The organism is Microbacterium sp. ZW CA_36 (assembly GCF_044987475.1).
Classification (GTDB): domain Bacteria; phylum Actinomycetota; class Actinomycetes; order Actinomycetales; family Microbacteriaceae; genus Microbacterium.
Window position 1 is genome coordinate 134,134 of the sequence record NZ_JBJDRL010000003.1, and the last position, 22,677, is coordinate 156,810.

General features: G+C 70.3%; 19 protein-coding genes. 9 read left to right on the plus strand and 10 right to left on the minus strand.

The window, feature by feature from the left end:
* The first annotated feature begins 12 nt into the window (after positions 1–12).
* From nirB to ACI3KX_RS03235, 4 genes are read left to right on the plus strand one after another with little or no spacing between them, the layout of a single operon-like run.
* On the plus strand, positions 13–2,592 hold the full coding sequence (gene nirB, locus ACI3KX_RS03220; protein ID WP_404907673.1) for a nitrite reductase large subunit NirB: 2,580 nt from the start codon (positions 13–15) through the stop codon (positions 2,590–2,592).
* Positions 2,589–2,987: a nitrite reductase small subunit NirD gene (gene nirD / locus ACI3KX_RS03225; protein WP_349427324.1), complete on the plus strand. Its 399-nt coding sequence runs from the start codon at positions 2,589–2,591 to the stop codon at positions 2,985–2,987. Before nirB ends, nirD begins: the two co-directional genes overlap by 4 nt.
* Positions 2,984–3,742 (plus strand): uroporphyrinogen-III C-methyltransferase, encoded by a 759-nt coding sequence (cobA, locus tag ACI3KX_RS03230; RefSeq protein WP_349427323.1) that lies wholly within the window; start codon positions 2,984–2,986, stop codon positions 3,740–3,742. The genes nirD and cobA overlap by 4 nt, the downstream gene beginning before the upstream one ends.
* Positions 3,739–4,875 carry a uroporphyrinogen-III synthase gene (locus ACI3KX_RS03235; protein WP_363357223.1) on the plus strand — a complete coding sequence of 379 codons (1,137 nt, stop codon included), beginning with the start codon at positions 3,739–3,741 and terminating at the stop codon, positions 4,873–4,875. The genes cobA and ACI3KX_RS03235 overlap by 4 nt, the downstream gene beginning before the upstream one ends.
* Before the next feature lie 6 nt (positions 4,876–4,881).
* Here the strand turns inward: ACI3KX_RS03235 and trmD are convergent, their stop codons facing one another.
* Complete coding sequence (gene trmD / locus ACI3KX_RS03240) at positions 4,882–5,583, minus strand: tRNA (guanosine(37)-N1)-methyltransferase TrmD (RefSeq protein WP_363357222.1); 702 nt, start codon at positions 5,581–5,583, stop codon at positions 4,882–4,884.
* A gap of 183 nt (positions 5,584–5,766) precedes the next feature.
* Here trmD and ACI3KX_RS03245 point away from each other — a divergent pair, with 183 nt between their 5' ends.
* Positions 5,767–7,200 (plus strand): MFS transporter, encoded by a 1,434-nt coding sequence (locus ACI3KX_RS03245; protein ID WP_363357221.1) that lies wholly within the window; start codon positions 5,767–5,769, stop codon positions 7,198–7,200.
* A 178-nt stretch (positions 7,201–7,378) separates the two neighbouring features.
* Here the strand turns inward: ACI3KX_RS03245 and ACI3KX_RS03250 are convergent, their stop codons facing one another.
* The 4 genes from ACI3KX_RS03250 to rpsP all read right to left on the minus strand — a co-directional run bounded on the left by ACI3KX_RS03250 (position 7,379) and on the right by rpsP (position 12,893).
* Complete coding sequence (locus ACI3KX_RS03250; RefSeq protein WP_404907676.1) at positions 7,379–11,434, minus strand: molybdopterin-dependent oxidoreductase; 4,056 nt, start codon at positions 11,432–11,434, stop codon at positions 7,379–7,381.
* 101 nt (positions 11,435–11,535) lie between these two features.
* Positions 11,536–12,234, minus strand: a complete 699-nt coding sequence (gene rimM / locus ACI3KX_RS03255; RefSeq protein WP_404907678.1) for a ribosome maturation factor RimM — start codon at positions 12,232–12,234, stop codon at positions 11,536–11,538.
* A 1-nt stretch (position 12,235) separates the two neighbouring features.
* A complete protein-coding gene (locus ACI3KX_RS03260; protein WP_045276246.1) occupies positions 12,236–12,466 on the minus strand; it encodes an RNA-binding protein in 231 nt (76 codons plus the stop codon).
* 4 nt (positions 12,467–12,470) lie between these two features.
* Positions 12,471–12,893, minus strand: a complete 423-nt coding sequence (gene rpsP / locus ACI3KX_RS03265; protein WP_349427318.1) for a 30S ribosomal protein S16 — start codon at positions 12,891–12,893, stop codon at positions 12,471–12,473.
* Between the two features lie 192 nt (positions 12,894–13,085).
* Here rpsP and ACI3KX_RS03270 point away from each other — a divergent pair, with 192 nt between their 5' ends.
* Together ACI3KX_RS03270 and ACI3KX_RS03275 are read left to right on the plus strand one after the other, a co-directional pair.
* Positions 13,086–14,249 carry a glutamate--cysteine ligase gene (locus ACI3KX_RS03270; RefSeq protein WP_404907682.1) on the plus strand — a complete coding sequence of 388 codons (1,164 nt, stop codon included), beginning with the start codon at positions 13,086–13,088 and terminating at the stop codon, positions 14,247–14,249.
* Positions 14,250–15,328: 1,079 nt separating this feature from the next.
* Complete coding sequence (locus ACI3KX_RS03275) at positions 15,329–15,808, plus strand: DUF559 domain-containing protein (protein WP_404907683.1); 480 nt, start codon at positions 15,329–15,331, stop codon at positions 15,806–15,808.
* 202 nt (positions 15,809–16,010) lie between these two features.
* Here the strand turns inward: ACI3KX_RS03275 and ffh are convergent, their stop codons facing one another.
* A complete protein-coding gene (ffh, locus tag ACI3KX_RS03280; protein WP_363357217.1) occupies positions 16,011–17,576 on the minus strand; it encodes a signal recognition particle protein in 1,566 nt (521 codons plus the stop codon).
* Between the two features lie 70 nt (positions 17,577–17,646).
* Positions 17,647–18,639, minus strand: coding sequence for a TetR family transcriptional regulator (locus tag ACI3KX_RS03285; RefSeq protein ID WP_363357216.1), 993 nt, complete (start codon positions 18,637–18,639; stop codon positions 17,647–17,649).
* A gap of 138 nt (positions 18,640–18,777) precedes the next feature.
* Here ACI3KX_RS03285 and lipB point away from each other — a divergent pair, with 138 nt between their 5' ends.
* Together lipB and lipA are read left to right on the plus strand one after the other, a co-directional pair.
* Positions 18,778–19,416, plus strand: a complete 639-nt coding sequence (lipB, locus tag ACI3KX_RS03290) for a lipoyl(octanoyl) transferase LipB (RefSeq protein WP_331907478.1) — start codon at positions 18,778–18,780, stop codon at positions 19,414–19,416.
* Entirely contained in the window at positions 19,413–20,462 is a 1,050-nt protein-coding gene (gene lipA, locus ACI3KX_RS03295; RefSeq protein WP_404907687.1) for a lipoyl synthase, read from the plus strand. The genes lipB and lipA overlap by 4 nt, the downstream gene beginning before the upstream one ends.
* A gap of 9 nt (positions 20,463–20,471) precedes the next feature.
* Here lipA and ACI3KX_RS03300 read toward each other — a convergent pair whose 3' ends face one another.
* The 3 genes from ACI3KX_RS03300 to ACI3KX_RS03310 form a co-directional block, all read right to left on the minus strand.
* Positions 20,472–20,972, minus strand: coding sequence for a DUF2004 domain-containing protein (locus ACI3KX_RS03300; RefSeq protein ID WP_363357214.1), 501 nt, complete (start codon positions 20,970–20,972; stop codon positions 20,472–20,474).
* Positions 20,973–21,053: 81 nt separating this feature from the next.
* The gene (gene ftsY, locus ACI3KX_RS03305) at positions 21,054–21,926 is read right to left on the minus strand and encodes a signal recognition particle-docking protein FtsY (RefSeq protein ID WP_404907690.1); all 873 of its coding nucleotides are present in this window, start codon (positions 21,924–21,926) and stop codon (positions 21,054–21,056) included.
* A gap of 26 nt (positions 21,927–21,952) precedes the next feature.
* Positions 21,953–22,660 (minus strand): hypothetical protein, encoded by a 708-nt coding sequence (locus ACI3KX_RS03310; protein ID WP_363357213.1) that lies wholly within the window; start codon positions 22,658–22,660, stop codon positions 21,953–21,955.
* Positions 22,661–22,677: the final 17 nt, after the last annotated feature.

Sequence of the window (22,677 nt, forward strand, 5' to 3'; positions counted from 1 at the left end):
TACGGTGACGACATGAACGACACCCCTGCCCTCGGCACCCATGTGGTGGTCGTCGGTGCGGGCATGGTCGCGCACCGATTCGTCGAGAGCCTGCTGAGCCGGGCCGGCGAGCAGTGGCACATCACGCTGATCGGCGAGGAGCAGCGTCACCCGTACGACCGGGTGGGGCTGACAGGGTTCTTCGCCGGGGCGTCCGCCGAGGATCTCGAGCTCGAGCGCACCGTCCTCGAGGACAGCCGGGTGCGCTTTCTCCGCGGGGACGCCGTGACCCGCATCGATCGCTCGGCGCGCCGCGTGACCACGCGCAGCGGCACGAGTGTCGCCTACGACCGGCTCGTGCTCGCGACCGGCTCCTACGCCGCACGGCTCGCTGTCGACGGCTTCGGGCTGGAGGGCTGCTTCGTCTACCGCACGCTCGACGACGTCGAGAAGCTCGAGGAGTTCGTGCAGCGACGCTCGGCCGAACTTGGGCGACCGCTCGCAGGCACGGTGATCGGCGGCGGGCTGCTCGGGCTCGAGGCGGCCGGTGCACTGCAGGGTCTCGACGTCGCCTGCACCGTGGTGCAGTCCTCCGACCGTCTGATGTCCGCCCAGCTGGATCTGCCCGGCGGCAATGCGCTCCGTCGACTCATCGAGTCGCGCGGCATCGCCGTCAAGACCGAGACGGTGACGACCCGATTGGACCCTGACCGGTCGGGTCAGGTGACCGGCCTCGAGTTCCGCGACGGCTCCTATGCACGCACCGACGTCGTGGTGTTCACGGTCGGGGTGCGGCCGCGCGACGAACTGGCCCGCAGTGCCGGTCTCGACGTGCACGAGCGCGGCGGCGTGCTGATCGACGACGGGTGCCAGACCTCCGACCCGCGGGTCCTCGCGATCGGCGAGGTCGCCAACTACGACGGCATGTGCGTGGGACTGGTCGCACCCGGCTACGCGATGGCGGAGGTCGCCGCGACCCGTCTGCTCGGCGGCGAGGCGTCCTTCCCCGGCTACGACCTGTCGACGAAGCTCAAGCTGTCGGGCGTCGATGTGGCGAGCTTCGGCGACGCCTTCGCGGAAACTCCCGGCGCCCTCGATGTGACGTACGCCGACCCGGTGGCGGGCGTCTACAAGAAGCTCGTGCTCTCGGACGACGCCAAAACCCTGCTCGGCGGCATCCTCGTCGGCGACGCCTCGGCCTACGGTTCTCTGCGGCCCCTCGTCGGGGGTGCGCTCGGCGGCGACCCGGCTGCCTACCTCATGCCCGAGGGCGGCGTCGCGGCTCCCACCGGGGATCTTCCCGACGACGCGCTCGTGTGCTCGTGCAACAGCGTGACCGCCGGCCGGATCCGCAATGCTGTCCACGAGGAGGGCTGCACCGACGTCGCCGGGATCAAGGCGTGCACGAAGGCGGGAGCCGCCTGCGGCTCCTGCGTCATGATGGTCAAGAAGATCGTCGGCACGGAGCTCGCGAAGTCCGGTGCGGCGCTGAGCAACGCCATCTGCGAGCACTTCGACATGTCGCGCCGTCAGCTGTTCGACGCCGTCCGCGTGTCGGGCCTGACCACCTTCAGCGCCGTGATCGAGCGCTTCGGCACCGGCCGCGGCTGCGACATCTGCAAGCCCGCGCTGGCGAGCATCCTCTCCACGCTGGTGCGCGGACACGTCCTCGACGGCGAGAACGCGACGCTGCAGGACACCAACGACCACGTGATGGCCAACCTGCAGAAGGACGGCAGCTACTCGGTCGTCCCCCGCATCCCGGGTGGGGAGATCACGCCCGAGGGACTCGTCGTGATCGGCCAGGTCGCTCAGGACTTCGGGCTGTACACCAAGATCACCGGCGGACAGCGCATCGACATGTTCGGCGCGCGTCTCGAGCAGCTGCCCGACATCTGGCAGCGCCTCGTCGAGGCGGGGTTCGAATCCGGCCACGCCTACGGAAAGTCGCTGCGCACGGTGAAGTCGTGCGTCGGATCCACATGGTGCCGGTACGGCGTGCAGGATTCCGTCGGCATGGCCGTGCAGCTGGAGCTGCGCTACCGCGGCCTGCGCTCGCCGCACAAGATCAAGCTCGGCGTCTCGGGCTGCGCCCGCGAGTGCGCCGAGGCGCGCGGCAAGGACGTCGGCGTCATCGCGACCGAGGCGGGCTGGAACATGTACGTCGGCGGAAACGGCGGCTTCACGCCGCGGCACGCGGTGCTGCTGGCCGAGGGGCTCAGCGACGAAGAGCTTCTCACCGCGATCGACCGCTTCCTGATGTACTACATCTTCACCGCCGACCGGCTGCAGCGGACGGCGCCGTGGTTCGAGGATCTGGACGGCGGCATCGAGGAGCTCCGCGCTGTGATCTTCGACGACAGCCTGGGCATCTGCGCCGACCTCGACACCGCCATGGCCGCGCACGTGGACTCCTACGAGGACGAGTGGAAGGCCACGCTCGACGATCCCGAGAAGCTGCGTCGGTTCGCCTCCTTCGTGAACGCGCCGACCACTCCCGACCCCTCGCTCGCCTACACCGCCGAGCGCGGACAGCCCCGACCCGCGACCGAGGACGAGCGCACCGACTCGCGCGTGCTCATCGCCGGAACGACACTGGAGGTGCGCCGATGACGCTCGTCGACCCGCGGACGGCCGAGTACACCGCTCCCGACGGCTGGGTGCGGGTGTGCGCCCTCGACGACCTCGAGGTGGAGCGCGGCCGGGCCGCCCTCCTGGGCGGCACCCAGATCGCTCTGTTCCTCCTCCACGGACCGGACGGGTCGGGCGGCCGCGTGCACGCGGTGTCGAACCTGGACCCGTACAGCCACGCCCACGTCATCTCGCGCGGCATCGTCGGGACACGGCATGACGTCCCCACGGTCGCGTCCCCCATGTACAAGCAGGTCTTCGATCTGCGGACGGGCGCGTGCCTCGACACCCAGGGCAAGGAGCCCAAGAGCCTGCACGTCTGGCCCGTCGCGGTGGACGAAGGACACGTGCTGGTCCGCTGGGAGGGAGAGCGATGACCGCGGTCGGGCGCGTCGACCTCATCGGCGGCGGTCCCGGTCCGATCGACCTGCTCACCCTGCGGGCGTGGCGTCTGCTGCAGCGCGCGGACGTCGTCGTGATGGACCGGCTCGGTCCGACCGACATCCGCGATCACGTCGGGCCGGGCGTCGAGGTCATCGATGTCGGCAAGCACCCCGGTCACCACCCGGTGCCGCAGGAGGAGATCAACGACCTCCTGGTGGCTCGCGCGCGGGCCGGCAAGCGCGTGGTGCGCCTCAAGGGCGGCGATCCGTTCGTCTTCGGCCGCGGCGGCGAAGAGGTCGCCGCCTGCCTGGCGGCAGGCATCCCCGTCGACGTGGTGCCCGGAATCTCGAGCGCCATCGCGGTGCCGCAGGCCGCCGGCATCCCGGTCACGCATCGCGGTGTCGCCGGCGCCGTGCACATCGTCAACGGCCCGTCCGAGGTCACCGAGGCGACGCTCGCCGCGCTCCGCGACGACAGCGTGACCACCGTGATCCTGATGGGCGTCGGCGCGCTGCCCCGCATCGTCTCCGACGCGCTGCACGCCGGCGTGCCGGCCGACCGTCCGGTGGCGATCGTCGAGCGCGGACACCACCGCGATCAGCGGACGACGCGCAGTACGCTGGGTTCGGTGGTGTTGGATGCCGGACGTGCCGGTGTGCGAAACCCCGCCGTCATCGTCGTGGGCGACGTCGCCCGTGCCGGGCTGCTGCAGCCCGAACACCAGCTGGCAGGTGACACCGTCCGTTGAGCTCCACCACCCGCCCCACCCTGTCGGCCGCGCTCGACGGCTGCACGATCGTCATCGCCGTCGACCGTCGTTCGTCGGAGCTCGCCGCTGCCCTCGAACGCCACGGTGCGCAGGTCCGCCACGCGCCGGCGCTCACGATCGTGCCGCACATCGACGACGACGCCCTGATCGCAGCCACGCGCGAGCTGATCGCACGTCAGCCCGACGTGGTGGTCGCGACCACCGGCGTCGGCTTTCGTGGCTGGATGGAGGCGGCCGATGAAGCGGGACTCCTCGACGACCTCCACGCGGCGCTCACTCGTGCGCAGATCGTCGCCCGCGGCCCCAAGGCCCGTGGTGCGATCCAGCAGGCGGGTCTGACCGCCGACTGGGTCGCCGAGTCCGAGACGTCGGTCGAGCTCGGCGAGTTCCTCCTCGCCGAGGGCGTTGCCGGCAGACGCGTCGCCGTGCAGCACCACGGCTCCGGCGCCGACGGCCTCGACGAGCTGTTCACGCGTGCCGGCGCCGACGTCGTGAGCCTCACCGTGTACCGCTGGGGCCCGCCGCCGGATCCCGCGGCCGTCTCCCGCTCGGTCGTCGCAGCCGCGGCGGGCGAGGTCGACGCCGTGCTGTTCACCTCCGCGCCCGGTGCTGCCGAGTGGATCACCGCGGCCCGCCACGAAGGCGTGCTCGAGGCGATCGTCGAGCGCGAGGCCGAGCGGCGCGTACTCATGGCCGCCGTCGGGCCGATCACCGCAGGTCCGCTGCAGGATGCGGGCCTTCACCCGCTCATCGCCGAGCGCGGCCGCCTCGGCTCCCTCGTACGCGCCGTCGTGACGCACTTCGGCGGCGGCGGAGCGGCATCCCTCCCGACATCCGCCGGCCGGCTCGAGCTGCGCAGCGGCGGGATCGTGCTGGACGGCCGGCACATCGCTCTGTCACGGAGCGCCACCGACATCGTGGCGGCCCTGTTCGATGCGCATGGCGGCGTGGTCTCACGTCCGCGCCTGCAGGCTGCCCTCCCCCGGTCCGGAGAGAACACCCACGCGGTGGAGATGGCCGTCGCACGCCTGCGCGAGGCCCTCGGCGTCCCCGACCTCGTGAAGACGGTCGTCAAGCGCGGCTACCGGCTCAACGTGATCGAACCCGCCTGAGCCGTGTCAGGGCGCCGACTCGGGTTCGGGCTCCCGCAGCAGATCGGGGCGGTGCGCCCGGGTGCGTTCGAGGCTCTGCTCCCGCCGCCACGCGGCGATCGCCCCGTGGTTGCCGCTGAGCAGCACCGGAGGAACCTCCAGGCCCCGCCATTCGGCGGGCTTGGTGTAGCTCGGATACTCGAGCAGACCCAGCTCGTGCGACTCCTCCACGAGGCTCTCGGGGTTTCCGACGACGCCGGGGATGAGGCGCGACACCGCCTCGATGACCGCCATCGCGGCCACCTCGCCACCGTTGAGCACGTAATCCCCGAGGCTGACGAGCCGCACACGCCCGCGCGCGGCGTAGTGATCCACGACCCGCTGGTCGATCCCCTCGTAGCGTCCGCACGCGAACACGAGGTGCTTCTCCTCCGCCAGCTCTCGCGCCATGGGCTGCGAGAACAGCTCGCCGGCGGGCGAGGGCACCAGAAGCACGGCATCCTCGCTCAGCAGCTCGTCGAGCGCCTCGCCCCACGGCTCCGGCTTCATCACCATGCCCGCGCCGCCGCCGTACGGGGTGTCGTCGACGGTGCGGTGGCGGTCGTGCGTCCAGTCACGCAGGTCGTGGACGTGCATGTCCAGGATGCCGCGGTCACGGGCCTTGCCGATCAGCGAGACCCCGAGCACATCGAAGAACGTCGGGAAGATCGTGACGATGTCGACGCGCATGCCTCCGAGTCTAGGAGGCCCCCGTGTTTCCGATGTGTGACGGCGCACCCACCTCGGCATGGCGACGGCGGTGACGCAGAAGTGATCGAGAAGTAACCGCGCGGGCTGACGGGCGGAAACACCGCGTTCCTAACGTGGAGACACACTCACCCCCACGTGTTTGCTCACCCTCAGGGAGGCGCCATGACCACGACCGATTCGCCGTCGTTGACGGATACCGCATCACCGCCCAGCATCACCTCGCCGGCCGATGCGCCGGTCGCCCTCACTCATCGCCCCGGGCGCTGGATCGACGGGTGGAACGCCGAGAACGCGACGTTCTGGCTCGGAGAGGGTCGCGCCATCGCGCGGCGCAACCTCGGCTGGTCGATCTTCGCCGAGTTCCTCGGGTTCATCATCTGGCAGCTGTGGAGCATCGTCGTCGTGATGCTGCCGGCGGCGGGCTTCCAGCTCACGAGCTCTGAGTCGTTCTGGCTCATCTCGCTGCCGAGCCTCGTCGGCGCGACCCTGCGCTTCCCCTACACGTTCATGGTGGCGATCTTCGGCGGCCGCAACTGGACGATCGTGTCGGCCGGCCTCCTGCTGATCCCGGCGGTACTGCTCGGCATCGTGGTCGGCAATCCCGACACGCCTTTCGGCGTGCTGCTGCTCGTGGCGGCGCTCGGCGGCGTCGGTGGCGGCAACTTCGCGAGCTCGATGGCGAACATCACCTACTTCTTCCCCCAGAAGGAGAAGGGCTGGGCGCTCGGTCTCAACGCCGCAGGCGGAAACCTCGGCACGTCGGTCGCGCAGTTCGCGGTCCCGATCGCGGTGACCATCGGCGCCGGTGCGACGCTCAACATCTCGCTCGCCGGATGGATGTGGATCCCGCTCATCCTGCTGGCGATGTTCGGCGCGTGGCGCTACATGGACAACCTGTCGTCCGCGAAGGCCGACTTCGGCGGCTCCGCCGCGGCCCTGCGCGAACCGCACCTCTGGATCATGTCCGTGCTCTACATCGGCACGTTCGGCTCGTTCATCGGCTTCGCGAGCGTGTTCCCCAAGCTCATCGCCGACCAGTTCCCGGAGTTCTCGACCATCCAGGTCGGGCAGGCCGCCGTCTCGCTGGCGTTCCTCGGCGCGCTCGTCGGCTCGCTCGCCCGCCCGTACGGTGGCCGGCTCGCCGACCGCTTCGGCGGCGCACGGGTCACGGTGGGCGCCTTCGCGGTGATGGCGCTGGGGGCACTCGCGCTCATGTGGACACTGCCGCTGCGCAACTTCGCGGTGTTCCTCGCGTGCTTCCTGGTGCTCTTCGCCGCTACCGGCATGGGCAACGGCTCCACCTACCGGATGATCCCCAGCATCTTCGCCGGCCGGGCTATCGCCAAGGGCTTCGCGCCGGGCACACCCGACGCCGCCAAGATGCAGCGCAAGTCGGCCGCGGCGCTCGGCCTGATCTCGGCGATCGGCGCGTACGGCGGCTTCCTGGTGCCGCAGGTGCTGAACGCGTCGCAGCTGGCGACGGGCGGCTACGCGGCGGCCTTCGTGGGCTTCGTAGCCGCCTACGTGGGGCTGCTCCTGCTCACGCTGTTCGTCTATGTCATCCCGCGGCCGTCGCTGGCGAAGCAGCGCATCTGACTCAGAGTCCTGACAGAACGGGATGCCTCACCCCGAGGCATCCCGTTCTTCATGCGTCCTCGCGGGATCCGCGAAGCGGGAGTTCTCCTTCGGTCCGGAATCGCGAAAGGGTGGATCTCCGCACGCCACAGCGCGCAGCGATCCACCCTTTCGCGATTCCCCGCTGTCGGGTGCGCCGTCAGTAGACGTCGCGGACGTAGCGCTCCTCGGCGGCGAGGGTGCGCGTGTACTCCGCCGCAGCCTCCTCCGAGAGGTTGCCGTGCTGCTGCGCGATGGCGACGAGGGTCGCGTCGACGTCCTTTGCCATGCGCGTCGCGTCGCCGCACACATAGACGTGCGCGCCCTCCTCGAGCCAGCGCCACAGTCGCGCGCCGTGCTCGACCATGCGGTCCTGGACGTAGATCTTCTGCCGCTGGTCACGTGAGAAGGCGAGGTCGAGGCGCGTGAGGAAGCCGTCCTCGCGCATCCCCTCGAGCTCTTCGCGATAGTAGAAGTCGGTCGCGGCGTGCTGCTCCCCGAAGAAGAGCCAGTTGCGGCCGGTGTGCCCGTCTGCTCGGCGATCGTGCAGGAACCCGCGGAACGGCGCGACGCCGGTCCCCGGGCCGATCATGATCATCGGCGTGTCGCCGGCCGCGGGCGGCCGGAAGGCGGGCGATCGCTGCAGGTAGACGGGAGCCGAGGCGGCATCGCCGTCGGCGAGGAACGTCGAGCACACGCCGCCGCGCGCGCGGCCCGACTCCGTCTCGAAGCGCACGACCGACACGGTCAGCTCGACGGTGTCGGGGTCGTCCTTCGGACTCGACGAGATCGAGTACTGCCGCGGCTGCAGCCGTTTGAGCACGCCGACCCAGTCGGCGGCGGTGGCTGTCACCGGGAAGTCGCGCACGAGATCGACCGCCTGCTGACTCCACAGGAACTGCTCGAGGCGGCCCTTGTTCTCGCGCCGGAGCAGCGCCGACAGGGTGCCGTCGCCGCTGCGCTCCGCGACGAACCGGACCAGGTCGAGAGGTGTCTTGGTGATGTCGAGCCTCGTGCGCAGGGCGTCCACGAACGTGCGCTCCTGGCCGTCGAGCTCCACGATCGTGTGCGGCGCGATCCCCGTGGCCTCCAGCCACTCCGCGACGACACCGGGCGAGTTGGCGCAGACCACGCCGAGCGAGTCGCCGGCCTCGTACCGCGCGCCCGTGTCGGAGAGGTCGAACGCGATGCGCCGCACCTCCTTCTGCGAACCCGGGCCGCTGAGCAGGTCGTTGCGCACCAGCGTCGCACCCACCGGGTTCGAACGGCTGAAGAACCGGCGGGCGGGCGGCGCCTGGAGCCCCAGTGCTCCCCCGCCCCCGCTCGCGGCGTCCGGACCCTCCGCCGCGAGGGTCGCGAGGATCTGCGCCAGCCACACCGCGCGCGGCTCGTCGGCATCCGGTTCGAGGTCGACGCGCTCGAGGAGAGCCGTCGCTCCGAGCTCGCCGAGTCTCGCATCGAGTCGGCGGCCGTGACCGCAGAAGTCGTCGTAGTTCGAGTCGCCGAGTGCGAGCACGGCGTAGCGCAGCCCGGAGAGCTCGGGTGCGCCATCGGCGTTCAGCTCGTGCCACAGCGCCGCCGCGTTGTCGGGCGGCCCGCCGTCGCCGAACGTCGACGTGACGACGAGCAGCCGGCGCACGGCGGTCAGATCCGACGCGCGCAGCTCCGCCATGCTCCGGGCACGCGCCGGGATGCCGCGGGCGCCGAGCGCCGCGGTCGCCGCGGCGGCGAACTCCTCGGCGTTGCCGGTCTGCGAGCCCCACAGCACCACGACCTCGTCCTGTGCCGCGGCCGCCGGCATCCCACCCCCGGCGGTGGTGCGCGAGAAGGCGCCGGCGAGCACACCATCGAACCACGCTCGCGCTCGCGGGCCGAGCGGCGCCTCGACGGGCAGCACGGGAACCTCTCCGGGCGCGAGCACCGCCGAGCGCACCGTCGACAGGAATCCCGCGAGGTAGGCGCATTCGAGGTCGTTGAGCGCCGGCGGCGCGAGGTCGACGCCCGCGGCTGCCAGCGCCTCGTCGGCGGAACCGGTCGCCGCGCCGCCTGGCGGCGGCCCCACGCGCCGCAGCGTCACGGCGGCGAACTTGAACTCGGGCTGCGCCGACAGCGGGTCCACCGCGTCGTTGGTCACCGCGTTCACCGTCACGTACTCGCCGTGCTCGTCGTTCCAGTGGAACGGCGCGAACAGGCCGCCGGGCTGCACCCGGTCGGTGAGCACCGCGGGCACGACGAAGCGGCCGCGGCGCGATGCGACCTCGACGAGGTCGCCCTCCGCGATCGCGTGCCGCTCGGCGTCGACGGGGTGCACTTCGACGAACGGGCCGGGATGCAGCTTCGCCAGCTTGGCGACGCGGCCCGTCTTCGTCAGAGTGTGCCAGTGGTGCGGCAGCCGGCCGGTGTTGAGCACCCACGGATAATCGTCGTCCGGCAGCTCTGCGGGCGGCAGGTGTGGGCGCGCCAGGAACTGGGCGCGGCGCGAAGGGGTCGCGAAGGCGAGACGCGGCACCGTGCCGTCGTCCTCGACGTGCTGCGACTGGCTCACCCCGTCGTTGAGGTAGCGGATCGGATGCCGCGTCGCGGCGTCGCCAGGGGGCGCGGGCCACTGCACCGGTGTCTCGCGCAGCCGCTCGTACGTGACGCCGCGCAGGTCCCATCCGGTCTGAGGGTTCCAGAAGCGACGGATCTCGTCGAACACCTCGTCGCTCGAGGCGAAGTCGAAGCCCGGGAACCCCATCGCGCGCGCCACCTGGCAGATGGTCAGCCAGTCCGGCTGGGCCTCGCCCGGGGCGGGCAGCACGTCGCGCACGAGCGTGAGCGTTCGATCGCTGTTGACCGTGACGCCGTCGGCCTCCACCCACAGCGTGGCGGGGAGCAGGATGTCGGCGTACGCGGTGGTGGCGGTCTCGGTGTAGACGTCCTGGGCGATGACCAGCTCGGCGTTCTCCAGCGCCTCGATCACCGTCTTGCGGTTCGCGACCGACGCGACCGGGTTGCTGCAGATGATCCACACCGCTTTGATCTCGCCCTCTGCGGCGCGGCGGAACATGTCGACGGTGCCGGCGCCGGACTCGGCGCGGATCGACCCGGGCTCGAGCCCCCAGACCTCTTCGACGAAGGCACGGTCGGGGCCGCTGAACACGGCACGCTGCCCCGGAAGGCCGGGACCCATGTAGCCCATCTCGCGCCCGCCCATCGCGTTCGGCTGGCCCGTCAGCGAGAACGGCCCGCTCCCCGGCCGGCAGATGGCGCCTGTCGCGAGGTGGAGGTTGCAGATGGCGTTGGTCGACCACGTGCCGTGGGTGGACTGGTTCAGGCCCATCGTCCACAGCGTCATCCACTCGTCGGCCTCCCCGATCCAGCGGGCGGCGGTGCGGATGTCGTCCTCGGGGAGTCCGGTCAGCTCCGCCACGCGCGCAGGCGGGTACTCGGAGAGGACCTCCGCCATGTGCTCCCAGCCCTCGGTGTGGGCGGCGATGAACTCCTCGTCGATGTCGCCGGCCTCCACGAGCAGATGCAGCAGGCCGTTGAGGAGGGCGAGGTCGGTCCCGGGGGCGATCTGCAGGAAGAGATCGGCGCGGTCGGCCGTCGTGGTCCGGCGGGGGTCGACGACGATAAGCCTCGCGCCCTGCTTGAGCCGGTCGGCCATCCGCAGGAACAGGATCGGATGGCAGTCCGCCGTGTTCGACCCGATCACGAAGAACAGGTCGGCGTGGTCGAAGTCCTCGTACGAGCCGGGCGGGCCGTCGGCACCGAGCGACTGCTTGTAGCCGGTGCCGGCCGACGCCATGCACAGGCGGGAGTTCGACTCGATGTGGATGCCGCGCAGGTAGCCCTTCACGAGTTTGTTCGAGAGGTACTGCGCCTCCATGCTCATCTGCCCCGACACGTACATCGCGATGGCGTCGGGCCCGTGCTCGTCGAGGATCGCGCGCAGGCGCGTCGCGGCATCCGTCACGGCATCAGCGAGTGCGACAGGTTCCGCCGGCTCCCCTCTCGCGGGGCGCACGTGTGCGGAGGTCATGCGCCCCGGAGCCTGCATCAGCTCCGCATGGGTCGCGCCCTTGGTGCAGAGCCGCCCGGCGTTGGTGGGGTGGGCGCGGTCGCCCGCGACCTTCGCGATGGTGAGCGGATGCCCCGCCCCGGCGTGGGAGGTCGTCACCGAGATACCGCAGCCGACGCCGCAGTAGGAGCACACGGTGCGTACTTCGCCCATGCCTTCGATGATCCGGGATGGAGGTTCCGGGGCGTTTCCCGCCGTGTTACCCGCAGATCACATCTGCCGCACGGCTGCCGGTGGCGCCGCGTGAGACGGTGTCAGCGAGCGGTGTCGGCGTCGTCGGCGGACGGGCCCGCCGGAGCGTCGTCAGCGTCGTCGGCGGACGTCTCCGCCGCAGCGTCGTCGCCGTTGTCATCCTCGGGGAGCTCCTCGAAGAGTCCTGCCGGCGGCGTCACGATGACGCGCCCGGCCGCGATGTCGACCTCCGGCACGATCGCCTTGACGAACGGCACCAGCACCTCGTCGTCGCGCACCTTCACGATGAGCAGGTCCTGCGCGGGGAAGTGGTCCACCCGGGCGACCTTGCCGACGACCTGGCCGTCACGGACGACCTCGAGGCCGACGAGCTGGTGATCGAACCAGGCGTCCTCCTCGGTCGGCGAGGCCTGGATATCCTCATCGACCCACAGGATGGCGCGGATGAGCGCCTCTGCGGCGTCGCGGTCATCGACGTCTTCGAAGAAGGCGACCGGGTGGCTGTTCATCCAGCGGAACTCGCGCACCGTGAGCGGCTTGCCGTGCCACGGCGACGACTCGGGAACCTGCAGGGTGAACGTCGCGCCGGGGACGAAGCGACCCTCGGGGTCGTCCGTGTACAGCTCGAGCTTGATGGCGCCCTTGAGTCCGTGCGCCTTGACGAGGCGACCGACACGGAGCTGCGTCTTGCCAGCGGGGGGAACGGCATTCACGGGCTTGCGGGCGTCTGCGCCCGATCCCGCGGTGTTCTCGCCTGACACCTCAGTCGTCCGCGACGTCGACGCGCACGCGGCGTCCGTCGGCGAGGGCACTGATGAGGGTGCGCAGGGCTTTGGCCGTGCGGCCGCCGCGCCCGATCACGCGACCCCGGTCATCGGGGTGGACGTGCACTTCGAGCACGTCGCCGCGGGGCGACGTGGACGAGTCGATGCGGACGTCGTCCGGGTGATCGACGATCCCCTTGACGACGTGTTCGAGCGCGGCGGCGAGCAACGGATTACTCTGCGGACTCGGCGGCGGCCTCGTCGGTCGCCTCGGCGGCGGGAGCCTCGGCGGCCTCGGCCTTCTTCTCGGCCTTCGGCTTCACGACCGACTTCTTCGAGGAGTCGATCTCGAACGCGGGCTTCTCGTCGCGGGTCTTCACGGTCGAGACCGCGTTCTTGTCGCCCTTGAACTGACCCCAGTCGCCGGTCAGCTTGAGGAGTGCGCGCACCTGCTCGGTCGGCTGTGCGCCGACGCTCAGCCAGTACTGGGCACGCTCGGAGTCGACCTCGATGAACGAGGGCTCCTCGGTGGGGTGGTACTTGCCGATCTCTTCGATGACACGGCCGTCGCGCTTGGTGCGCGAGTCGGCCACGACGATGCGGTAGTAGGGCGCACGGATCTTGCCGAGGCGCTTGAGACGGATCTTGACAGCCACGATTCTCCTGAATGTGTGGAAAGCGAACGAACCTGTCGCCTGGAGCGTGGGGTGCACACCCGGCGGGAGCTCAGAGGAGGAGCACGACGCTGGATAGAGGGTCGAGCGTGTGGTCCAGCCCTCTATTCTGCCAGATGACGCACCATGCCGCGAACCACCGGAGTCCAGACCCGTGCGTGCCAGACTGTGCCCATGACGGTGCCCTTCGCGACATCCGACCGCTCATCCGTGGGCCTGGAGTGGGAGCTCATGCTCGCCGACACCGCGACCGGGGACCTGATCCCCCGCGGCCCCGATCTCCTCGCCGCGCTCGAAGAGCGCTCCAGCCTCGAGCGCTACACCGTCACCGGCGAGCTGCTCACGAACACCGTCGAGGTGACCAGCGGCATCGGCGACACCGTTGCCGCCGCCGTCGACGACATCGCCGACGCGATCGCCGAGGTGCGCACCTACACCGACCCGCATGGCGTCGACCTGCTCTGCGCGGGCAGCCATCCGTTCGCGCAGTGGTACGACCAGAGCGTCACCGACAAGACCCGCTACCACAAGCTCATCGAGCGCACCCAGTGGTGGGGCCGCAACATGATGATCTGGGGCATCCACGTGCACGTCGGCGTGGAGGACGTCAACAAGGTGTTCCCGATCATCAATGCCCTCGCCGTCTACCTGCCTCACCTGCAGGCGCTGTCGGCGTCGAGCCCGTTCTGGGCGGGTGAGCGCACCGGCTACGCCTCCAACCGCGCGCTCGTCTTCCAGCAGCTGCCCACCGCGGGTCTGCCGTGGCCGCTCCAGAACTGGAGCGAGTTCGAGGGCTACCTCGACGACATGGTCGGCACCGGAGTCATGGAGGACGCCACCGAGGTGCGGTGGGACATCCGTCCGGCGCCGCGCTGGGGAACCATCGAGGTGCGCGCCTGCGACGGCATGTCGACGCTCCCCGAGCTCGCCGCGGTCGCCGCCCTGGTGCAGGTGCTCGTGGAGCACTTCTCGCGCCGGCTCGACGAGGGGCTGCCGCTCGAGACGATCCAGCCGTGGTTCATCCGCGAGAACAAGTGGCGCGCCGCGCGCTACGGACTCGACGCACGCGTGATCGTCGATCATCTCGGCACCCAGCGCCTCGTCACCGAGCACCTGCGCGAGACGCTCGCAGAGATCGGCGACATCGCCGACGACCTCAAATGCGCCCGCGAACTGGCGGGCATCGAGGCCATCCTCACGGGCGGCGCGAGCTATTCGCGCCAGCTCGCCGTCGCCGACGCGGCCGAAGGCGACCTCCGCGAGGTTGTGCGCCACCTGGTCGGCGAGTTCCGCTCCGGCCCCACGTTGCGCGAGCACCTGGCCACCCTCGGCCGCTGACCCGGCGCTGTCGCTCCGCAGGGGCCTACTCCGCGCCTGCGGCCTACCCCTGTGACGTCACCTGAGCACGTCGCGGAGGGGACGGATGCCGCGGCAGCGGCATCCGTCCGGCGCGGGGCGTCGCCAGCGGCATCCGTCCGGCGCGGGGTCGGCATCCGACACGGGCGCGAGGCGTCGCCAGCGGCATCCGACAGGCGCGAGGCGTCGCCAGCGGCGTCCGACAGGCGCGGGGCGTCGCTGACCACGCGTCGGTACGCACCCCGCGCCGAGGCACGAGATCAGGTGATTTCGCCAGCACAGGAGAATCCGCCGTCAAACGTCCTACCCCGGTGAGATCACCTGATCTCGCAACAGCGAGGAGGCGAGCGGATGCTGAGACCCCACGCATCCTCCCCTCCGACGCGCTCGCACCGCCGTCGATTCGCACGACCGCCACCACTGACACCTCCCCACCCTTCGCGTCTTCGCGCGTGACGAGATCAGGTGATTTCGCCAGCACAGGAGACTCCGCCGTCAAACGTCCTACCCCGGTGAGATCACCTGATCTCGTAACAGCGAGGAGGCGGTGGATGCCGTGGCTCGAGGCCGCGACGCCAGGCACGGCTTCCTCCCCAACTTGGGGCTGCGCCGCACTATCCCCGGATCGGTGCACTTGTGCGCGCCCGAAGGTGAGGGCCATCGACGCTGGACCAGTGAACACCGCAGACCTCGGCACCCGACCGTCCCTCCTAGAGTGGATCGATCAGCGCCACGGCGTTTCGCACACGTCGCAGCTGCGCGTCGCCGGGTACACCGCCCGCGAGATCGCCGATGGCGTAGCCCGCGGGGATCTCCACCGGGTGCGCCGCTCGTGGCTAGTACGTCCGGATGCCGATGCGAGGCGCGTGAAGGCTGCCTCCGTGGGTGGGCGAGCGACATGCCTGAGCGGTGCGGAGATGCTGGGACTGTGGGTTCCGGACCACTCGGAGGTGCACGTCGCAGTTCAGGCCACTGCATCCCGCAATGCGACTGAGGGAGTTCGATTGCATTGGGCGTCCGCGCCGGCGCCCGTGAGCCGGACCATGACGGAGGAGCCGGTCGTGAACATCCTCTTCCATGTCGCGAGGTGCGTGGAACCACGCGATGCTCTGGCGGTCTGGGAGTCCGCCATTCGAGCGAAGAAGGCGATGGCCGCGACGCTCAAGCGCGTCGCTTGGCGAAGCAGCGCTGCATCGGAGTTCGCGCGGCTGGCGAGCGAGCTCTCAGACTCCGGCCTGGAGACGCGATTCGTCCATGGCATGAAGCAGGTCGGCGTGCCGGTCCAGCAGCAGGTGACGATCGACGGTCACCGCATCGACGGACGCGTTGGCGACTCGCTTCTGGTGCAGCTCGATGGATTCGAGTTCCACAGCTCGGCGCAAGACCGCCGGCGTGATCTAGAAGCCGACGCTCGCCTCGTCCTGCGCGGCTACGTCGTGCTCCGTTTCGACTACTTCCAGGTGTTCTTCCGGTGGGAGTACGTCGTGGAGACGATCCTCATGGCGATAGCCCAGGGGCTCCACCGTCGCGAAATCAGGTGATTTCACGGGCGTAGGACGTTTCCCGCCGAAACGTCCTACCTCGGCGAAATCACCTGATCTGGCGACAGAGAGGGCGACCACCGGCGGGCAGGCCGCGCGCAGTCTCGAAGGCGGCGGGCAGGCCGCGCGCAGTCTCGAAGGCGGCGGGCACGCCGCGCGCAGTCTCGAAGGCGGCGCGCAGGCCGCCCGGACAAGCGCGGGGTCAGCCGCGGCCGAGCATCTTCTGCAGCTCGGCGAGATCCGCCTCGGTCGGGGCGCCCTTCGCTCCTCCGGCGCCGAGCCCGAAGCCCGAGCCCGTCGGGGCCTCGGCGTCCTGCGCCGCGATCCCCGCGTTCTCGGCGGCGCGCTTGGCGGGGTTGCCCGACCGCGAGCCCTTCGCCTTCTGCTGCTTGCCGCGCTTGGACGAGGCGCCCGGCCGGCCGGCGCCGGGGATCGGACCCATACCGGGGATGTTCGGCACGCCGCCGCGGGCGACGGTCTTCATCATCTTCGCGGCCTGGTCGAATCGCTGCACGAGCTGGTTGACGTCCGTGACTGTCATGCCCGAGCCGCGCGCGATGCGCAGCCGGCGCGATCCGTTGAGGAGCTTGGTGTTGCGGCGCTCGGCGGGGGTCATCGAGCGGATGATCGCCTCGGTGCGGTCGATCTCGCGCTCGTCGAAGTTCTCGAGCTGATCCTTCATGGACCCCATGCCCGGGAGCATCCCGAGCATCTTCTTCATCGAGCCCATCTTGCGCATCTGCTGCATCTGGGCGAGGAAGTCCTCGAGGGTGAACTGCTCGGTCGCGAGCTTCTCCGCGACCTTGAGCGCCTCCTCTTCGTCGAACGCCTGCTGCGCCTGCTCGATAAGGGTGAGGATGTCGCCGAGGTCGAGGATGCGCGACGCCATGCGGTCGGGGTGGAACGCCTCGAGGTCGTCGAGGCCCTCACCCGTGGACGCGAAGATGATCGGGCGGCCCGTGACCGAGGCGACGGAGAGCGCGGCGCCACCGCGGGCGTCGCCGTCGAGCTTCGAGAGCACGACACCGGTGAAGTCGACGCCGTCCTGGAACGCCTTGGCGGTGTTGACGGCATCCTGTCCGATCATCGCGTCGATGACGAACAGCACCTCGTCGGGATCGGTCGCCTTGCGGATGTCGGCCGCCTGCTTCATGAGCTCGGCGTCGACGCCGAGGCGGCCGGCGGTGTCGATGATGACGACGTCGTGCTGCTGGCGACGCGCGACCTCGACGCCATCGCGGGCGACCTTGACCGGGTCGCCGACGCCGTTGCCCGGCTCGGGCGCGTAGATCGCGGCACCGGCGCGCTCGGCCACGACCTGCAGCTGGTTGACCGCGTTGGGACGCTGGAGGTCGGCGGCGATGAGGAGCGGCGTGTGGCCGTCCTTCTCGAGCATCTTGGCGAGCTTGCCCGCGAAGGTCGTCTTACCCGAGCCCTGCAGGCCCGCCAGCATGATGACGGTCGGCGGGTTCTTCGCGAACTGCAGCCGGCGCTGCTGGCCGCCGAGAATCGCGACGAGCTCCTCGTTGACGATCTGCACGACCTGCTGCGCCGGGTTCAGCGCCTTGCTCACCTCATCGCCGAGCGCGCGCTCGCGCACCTTGGCGGTGAAGTCCTTGACGACGGGCAGCGCCACGTCGGCGTCGAGCAGGGCGCGCCGGATCTCGCGGACGGTGCCATCGACATCCGCGGGCGTGAGCTGCCCCTTCTTGCGGAGGTTGCGGAAGGTCTCGGTGAGCCGGTCGGAGAGGGTGCCGAAAGTCGCCATGATGCCCCGATTCTACCGGGGACGGATGCCGACGCCGCCCGCTCCGCCGCCACCCGCCGTCCCGGGCGATTCAGCTCTCGGGTCCGAGCTCCTCGAACAGGGTCAGCTGCAGACCTGCAGGACCCCGCAGACGCGCGTTGCGGGAGCGCCAGGGCGTGACGCGGGCGGATGCCTGCACCTCCGCGCCGCGGTGCGCCAGGCGCTCGGCGGCGGCAGCGCTGTCGTCCACCTCGAGCGCGAGCCGGATCCGGTCGCTCGGGGCGTCGCCGTCTGTCTCGACGCGGTCGATGAACGCGACCTGCGCCGGGTTCGACAGCTCCAGGGTCGCGCGCCCGGCGTCGAGGATCGCCACGCGGGCACCGCCCTCGGCCTCGTACGCCTCGGCCTGCGGCATCCCGACGACGTCGCGGTAGAAGCGGAGGGCGGCCTCGAAGTCGGGCGCCTCGACGACCACGCGCAGCTGCCGCACCTCCCCGGCACGCACCGGCCCGACGGCTTCGGCGGCGTCCGCCGCACGAGCCAGGAAGCGCGCGAGCGAGGTGCGGCCGGCACCGTCGTGGGCCCACGCCTCGACCGCGGCGAGCACCGCCCCGCCCCACGCAGCGCCGGCGACCTCGGCGTGCACGCGATCCGACCCGGCGCGGACGAACCGCGTCGAGACCGCCCTCGCCACGCGCGCCCGGCGGAGGGCGGCGTCGCGCTCGTACTCGGCCTCGAGTCCCATCGCCTTCGCGTTGACGATGCCCAGCGCAAGGCTGTCGGGCGCGAATCCCTCCGCTATGGCGAGGGTCGCCGAACGGACGTCGGCGACGGCAGCCGTCTCCTCGTCCGAGCCCAGGTGCCGCTCGAATGCGGCGAGCCGCTCGTCGAGCCCCGCCCACAGCACATCGGACTTGGAGGAGAAGTAGTTGAAGAAGCTCGACCGGCTGACTCCGGCGCGGCTGGAGATATCGGCGATCGAGGTCTGCTCGTAGCCCTGCTCGAGGAACAGCTCGCACGCCGCTTCGGCGATGGTCTCGCGCGACGACGCCTTCGGTCGCCCCGCGCGCGGCTCGGTGGACATGAAGCCACCTTATGGCCGGTGGTCCATCCGGCATGGGTGCTGTCGGATGCGCCGTGCGTGTCTCGGCATGGGCGAGCAGCGGATGTATTGTTGGACGCAATCCATCAATCGCCACGAGCGAACAAGTGAAGGAGCGCGATGCTCGACATCCAGACGGTCGGCCTCTCCCCCGACTACGTGCCGTATCTCGACGGCTGGGCCTTGCAGCGAAGCATCCACGCCGAGGTGGTGGCGGGCACGCGACCCGACACGCTGCTGCTGCTGGAGCACGAGCCCGTCTACACGGCAGGCGCTCGCACGGCGCGGCATGAGCGCCCGACCGACGGCACGCCCGTCGTTGATGTCGACCGAGGCGGCAAGATCACATGGCATGGCCCGGGACAGCTCGTCGGCTACCCGATCGTGCGGCTCACCGAGCCGGTCGACGTCGTCGCACATGTGCGCCGCCTCGAGCAGCTGCTGATCGACGTGCTGGGCGCGTACGACGTCGAGGGCTACCGGGTCGAAGGCCGCAGCGGCGTCTGGGTGCGCCGCCCGCTGGGCGAGGACAAGGTCGCCGCGATCGGCGTCCGCGTGCAGCGGGGCGTGACGATGCACGGCTTCGCGCTCAACTGCGACAACTCCCTCGCCGGCTTCCGCGGCATCATCCCGTGCGGGATCACGGATGCCGGAGTCACGACGATCAGCGAGGTGGCCGGCGCCGAGATCGCGCCGAGCGACGTGATCGGCACGGTGAGCCGCGTGTTCGCCGCCGACTTCGCCGGGGTGCCGGCATGAGCGCCTGCAGCAGCGCGCCGGGTGCCGCAGGCACGCCGGACGCGGCATCCGCTCCCTCGGGTCCTGACGGGCGCAAGCTCCTCCGGCTCGAGGTGCGCAACGCGCAGACGCCGATCGAGCGCAAGCCGGAGTGGATCAAGACCAAGGCCAAGATGGGGCCCGAGTACCAGGCGCTGCATTCGCTCGTGAAGACCGAGGAGCTTCACACCGTGTGCCAGGAGGCCGGCTGCCCCAACATCTACGAGTGCTGGGAGGACCGCGAGGCGACCTTCCTCATCGGCGGCTCGCAGTGCACGCGCCGGTGCGACTTCTGCCAGATCGACACCGGCAAGCCGGCGGACTACGACATTGACGAGCCGCGCCGCGTCGCCGAGAGCGTGGTGCGCATGAACCTGCGCTACGCCACAGTGACGGGAGTCGCACGCGACGATCTGCCGGATGGCGGCGCATGGCTCCACGCTGAGACGGTGCGGCAGATCCACGCGTTGAACCCGAACACGGGCGTCGAGATCCTCGCGACCGATTTCAACGGCGACCCGGCCCTGCTCGGCGAGGTGTTCGCGAGCCGTCCCGAGGTCTTCGCGCACAACGTCGAGACGGTCCCGCGCATCTTCAAGAGGATCCGGCCGGCCTTCCGCTACGAGCGCTCGCTCGACGTCCTGACCCAGGCGCGCGATGCGGGTCTCATCACCAAGTCGAATCTCATCCTGGGCATGGGAGAGGAGCCCGAGGAGGTCATCCAGGCACTCGAGGACCTCCGCGCCGCCGGCACCGACATCATCACCATCACGCAGTACCTCCGGCCGTCGCCGCGGCACCTGCCCGTCGCGCGGTGGGTCAAGCCGCAGGAGTTCGTCGAGTTCAAAGAGGAGGCCGAGCGGATCGGATTCCTCGGAGTGCTCGCGGGGCCGCTCGTGCGCTCGTCCTACCGCGCAGGCCGCCTCTGGGCGCAGTCGATGCTGTCCAAGGGTCGCGAGATCCCGGCGCACCTGGCGCACATCGCCGAGGACGTCCACGTCGAACGCGGCTTCGCCCAGGCGGTGTGACGGCGGCGGTCAGTCCGCGCTCGTGACCGACAGCACGGCCCCGGCGGAGTCCAGGTTGACCAGCAGCACGTCGTCGGTGGCGTCAGGATCGAGCGCGTACTCCAGCACCGCGAACGGGTCCGAGCCGCCGTGCTCGTCGGCGAGGATCGTCATGCTCATGAGCTGGAGTGAGCGGATCACGTCGATCTGGACGTCACCCGAGATGTCGACGAGCGTTTCCTCGAGGGCCTCTCCCAGCGTCTCCTGCTGCTGCAGGATGTACTCGGTCACTTCGCTGGTGCGATCGTTCAGCTCGTTCACCATGCCGTTGCGCGCGCTGCGGTCGATGTCCTCGATCGACGAGATGAGCGCGGCGGCGACGTCGAGGGCGGCCTCGGAGACGTCGTCCTGGTCGGGCGCCGTGAGATCCACCGTGACGGACTGGTCTCCCAGTTCGACGTTCTCCGACCAGAAGATCGATCCGTCAGGCCCCGATTCGAGGAGTCCGAAGTAGTCGTGCTCGATCGCCATGACCCCATGAAACCGCAAGGAGCGCGTCGGCGATAGCCCGAACACGGCATGGCGTGAATTCGGTCCGCGACGGCGCCAGGATCAGTCGACGAGAGCGGCCGCGAATACGTGCGGGGTGAAGCCGGTGAGGTCGCCGATCCCCTCGCCCTGACCCAGCAGCTTCACCGGAATCCCGGTGCGCTCCTGCACGGCGAGCACGAAGCCGCCCTTCGCCGAGCCGTCGAGCTTGGTGAGGACCAGGCCTGTGACGCCCGCGTGCTCCAGGAAGGCCTGAGCCTGCATGACCCCGTTCTGACCGGTCGTGGCATCGAGCACGAGGAGCACCTCGCTGATCGGCGCCTGCTTCTCGATCACACGTCGGATCTTGCCGAGCTCGTCCATGAGCCCGCCCTTGGTGTGCAGGCGGCCGGCGGTGTCGACGAGCACGATCTCGGTGCCGGTGCTCTTGGCGTACTCGATGGTCTGGAAGGCGACGGATGCCGGATCCTGGCCCTCCTGCTGCGGCCGCACGATCGCCGCCCCGCCCCGCTCGGCCCAGGTCGCGAGCTGGTCGACGGCAGCAGCGCGGAAGGTGTCGGCGGCACCGACCACCACCGACCGTCCGTAGCGCTGCAGGAACTTCGCGAACTTGCCGATGGTCGTGGTCTTGCCGACGCCGTTCACGCCGACGACGAGCACGACGGCGGGCCGCTCGGTGAGGCGGAGGGTGGTGTCGAACTTGGCGAAGTGCTCCTCGAGCGTCTCCTTCAGCATCCGCTGCAGGTCGCGCGGGTCGGTCGTGCGATACCGCTCGACCTTCTCGTGCAATTCGTCGATGATGCGTTCGGTGATGTCGGGGCCGAAGTCCGCCGTGAGCAGCGCCGTCTCGAGGTCTTCCCAGGTCGTCTCATCGATCGTGGGTTTGACGAACATGCCGCGCAGCGCACGGCCGAGCGACCAGGAGCTCTCTGCCATCCCCCCAGCCTAGGTGCCCGCGCCGTTCACCCCGACGCGGGCGCCACCGCGATGCCGAGGTAGTTGCCGAGAAGGTCGGTCACCTCGGTGGCGACGTCTTGTCCGGGCGGGCACTCCACGTTGACGACCAGTGACGTGCCGAGGGTGCCGAACGTGCGCCCGAACTCGCTCCAGCTCGCCTCGTCGCCACCCGCGCCCCCGCTGCCCCCGACCATGCGGATGTCGACCGTGCCCTCCTGCGTCGTCTGCGCGACGTAGTCGTCCGATGCGTTGGCGCTGACGTCGGCCCCCGTCACCCCGGGAATCTGCGTGCTGAGCACCGCGGCGAGCATGTTGTCGGTGCTCTCGCGGTCATCCGCTCCCAGCTCCAGGTCGGTGATGGCGCCCTGGTAGAAGGCGACCGTGCACTGGGTCTGTCCGTCCAGATAGGCCCAGCTGCCGTTGCCGTCGTCGGGCGACGATGTCGCGAACCGCTCGTCCGCGGCCATCAGCCGATCGTCCCAGCCCACCGTCCAGAGTGCGGGGTCCAGTTCCGCGCCCGCGGCGAAGGTGATCTCGGTCGGTGGACTGCCGGCGTCATCCGCAGGCTCGGGCGTCTCGCCGGCATCCACGGAGGCCGAGTCGGAGGGCTCCGGCGACAACAGCCGCGCACCCGGTGGGAACGGTGTGCACGCGGTCAGCGCGAACGCCGACAGCAGCAGTCCGGCCGTCACCGCGCGCGCAGAGGTGTGCATAGGCGAACGCTACTCCC

Excerpts from the sequence above, each read along its gene's own strand:
- ffh (WP_363357217.1), bottom strand. The coding sequence starts at position 17,576 with ATGGCGACTTTCGGCACCCTCTCCGACCGGCTCACCGAGACCTTCCGC.
- trmD (WP_363357222.1), bottom strand. The coding sequence starts at position 5,583 with ATGCGCGTCGACATCGTCACGATCTTCCCGACGTTCTTCGATGTGCTC.
- ACI3KX_RS03270 (WP_404907682.1), top strand. The coding sequence starts at position 13,086 with ATGACGGTGCCCTTCGCGACATCCGACCGCTCATCCGTGGGCCTGGAG.
- ACI3KX_RS03285 (WP_363357216.1), bottom strand. The coding sequence starts at position 18,639 with ATGTCCACCGAGCCGCGCGCGGGGCGACCGAAGGCGTCGTCGCGCGAG.
- cobA (WP_349427323.1), top strand. The coding sequence starts at position 2,984 with ATGACCGCGGTCGGGCGCGTCGACCTCATCGGCGGCGGTCCCGGTCCG.
- ftsY (WP_404907690.1), bottom strand. The coding sequence starts at position 21,926 with ATGGCAGAGAGCTCCTGGTCGCTCGGCCGTGCGCTGCGCGGCATGTTC.
- nirD (WP_349427324.1), top strand. The coding sequence starts at position 2,589 with ATGACGCTCGTCGACCCGCGGACGGCCGAGTACACCGCTCCCGACGGC.
- ACI3KX_RS03310 (WP_363357213.1), bottom strand. The coding sequence starts at position 22,660 with ATGCACACCTCTGCGCGCGCGGTGACGGCCGGACTGCTGCTGTCGGCG.
- lipA (WP_404907687.1), top strand. The coding sequence starts at position 19,413 with ATGAGCGCCTGCAGCAGCGCGCCGGGTGCCGCAGGCACGCCGGACGCG.
- ACI3KX_RS03300 (WP_363357214.1), bottom strand. The coding sequence starts at position 20,972 with ATGGCGATCGAGCACGACTACTTCGGACTCCTCGAATCGGGGCCTGAC.
- ACI3KX_RS03245 (WP_363357221.1), top strand. The coding sequence starts at position 5,767 with ATGACCACGACCGATTCGCCGTCGTTGACGGATACCGCATCACCGCCC.
- ACI3KX_RS03250 (WP_404907676.1), bottom strand. The coding sequence starts at position 11,434 with ATGGGCGAAGTACGCACCGTGTGCTCCTACTGCGGCGTCGGCTGCGGT.
- nirB (WP_404907673.1), top strand. The coding sequence starts at position 13 with ATGAACGACACCCCTGCCCTCGGCACCCATGTGGTGGTCGTCGGTGCG.
- lipB (WP_331907478.1), top strand. The coding sequence starts at position 18,778 with ATGCTCGACATCCAGACGGTCGGCCTCTCCCCCGACTACGTGCCGTAT.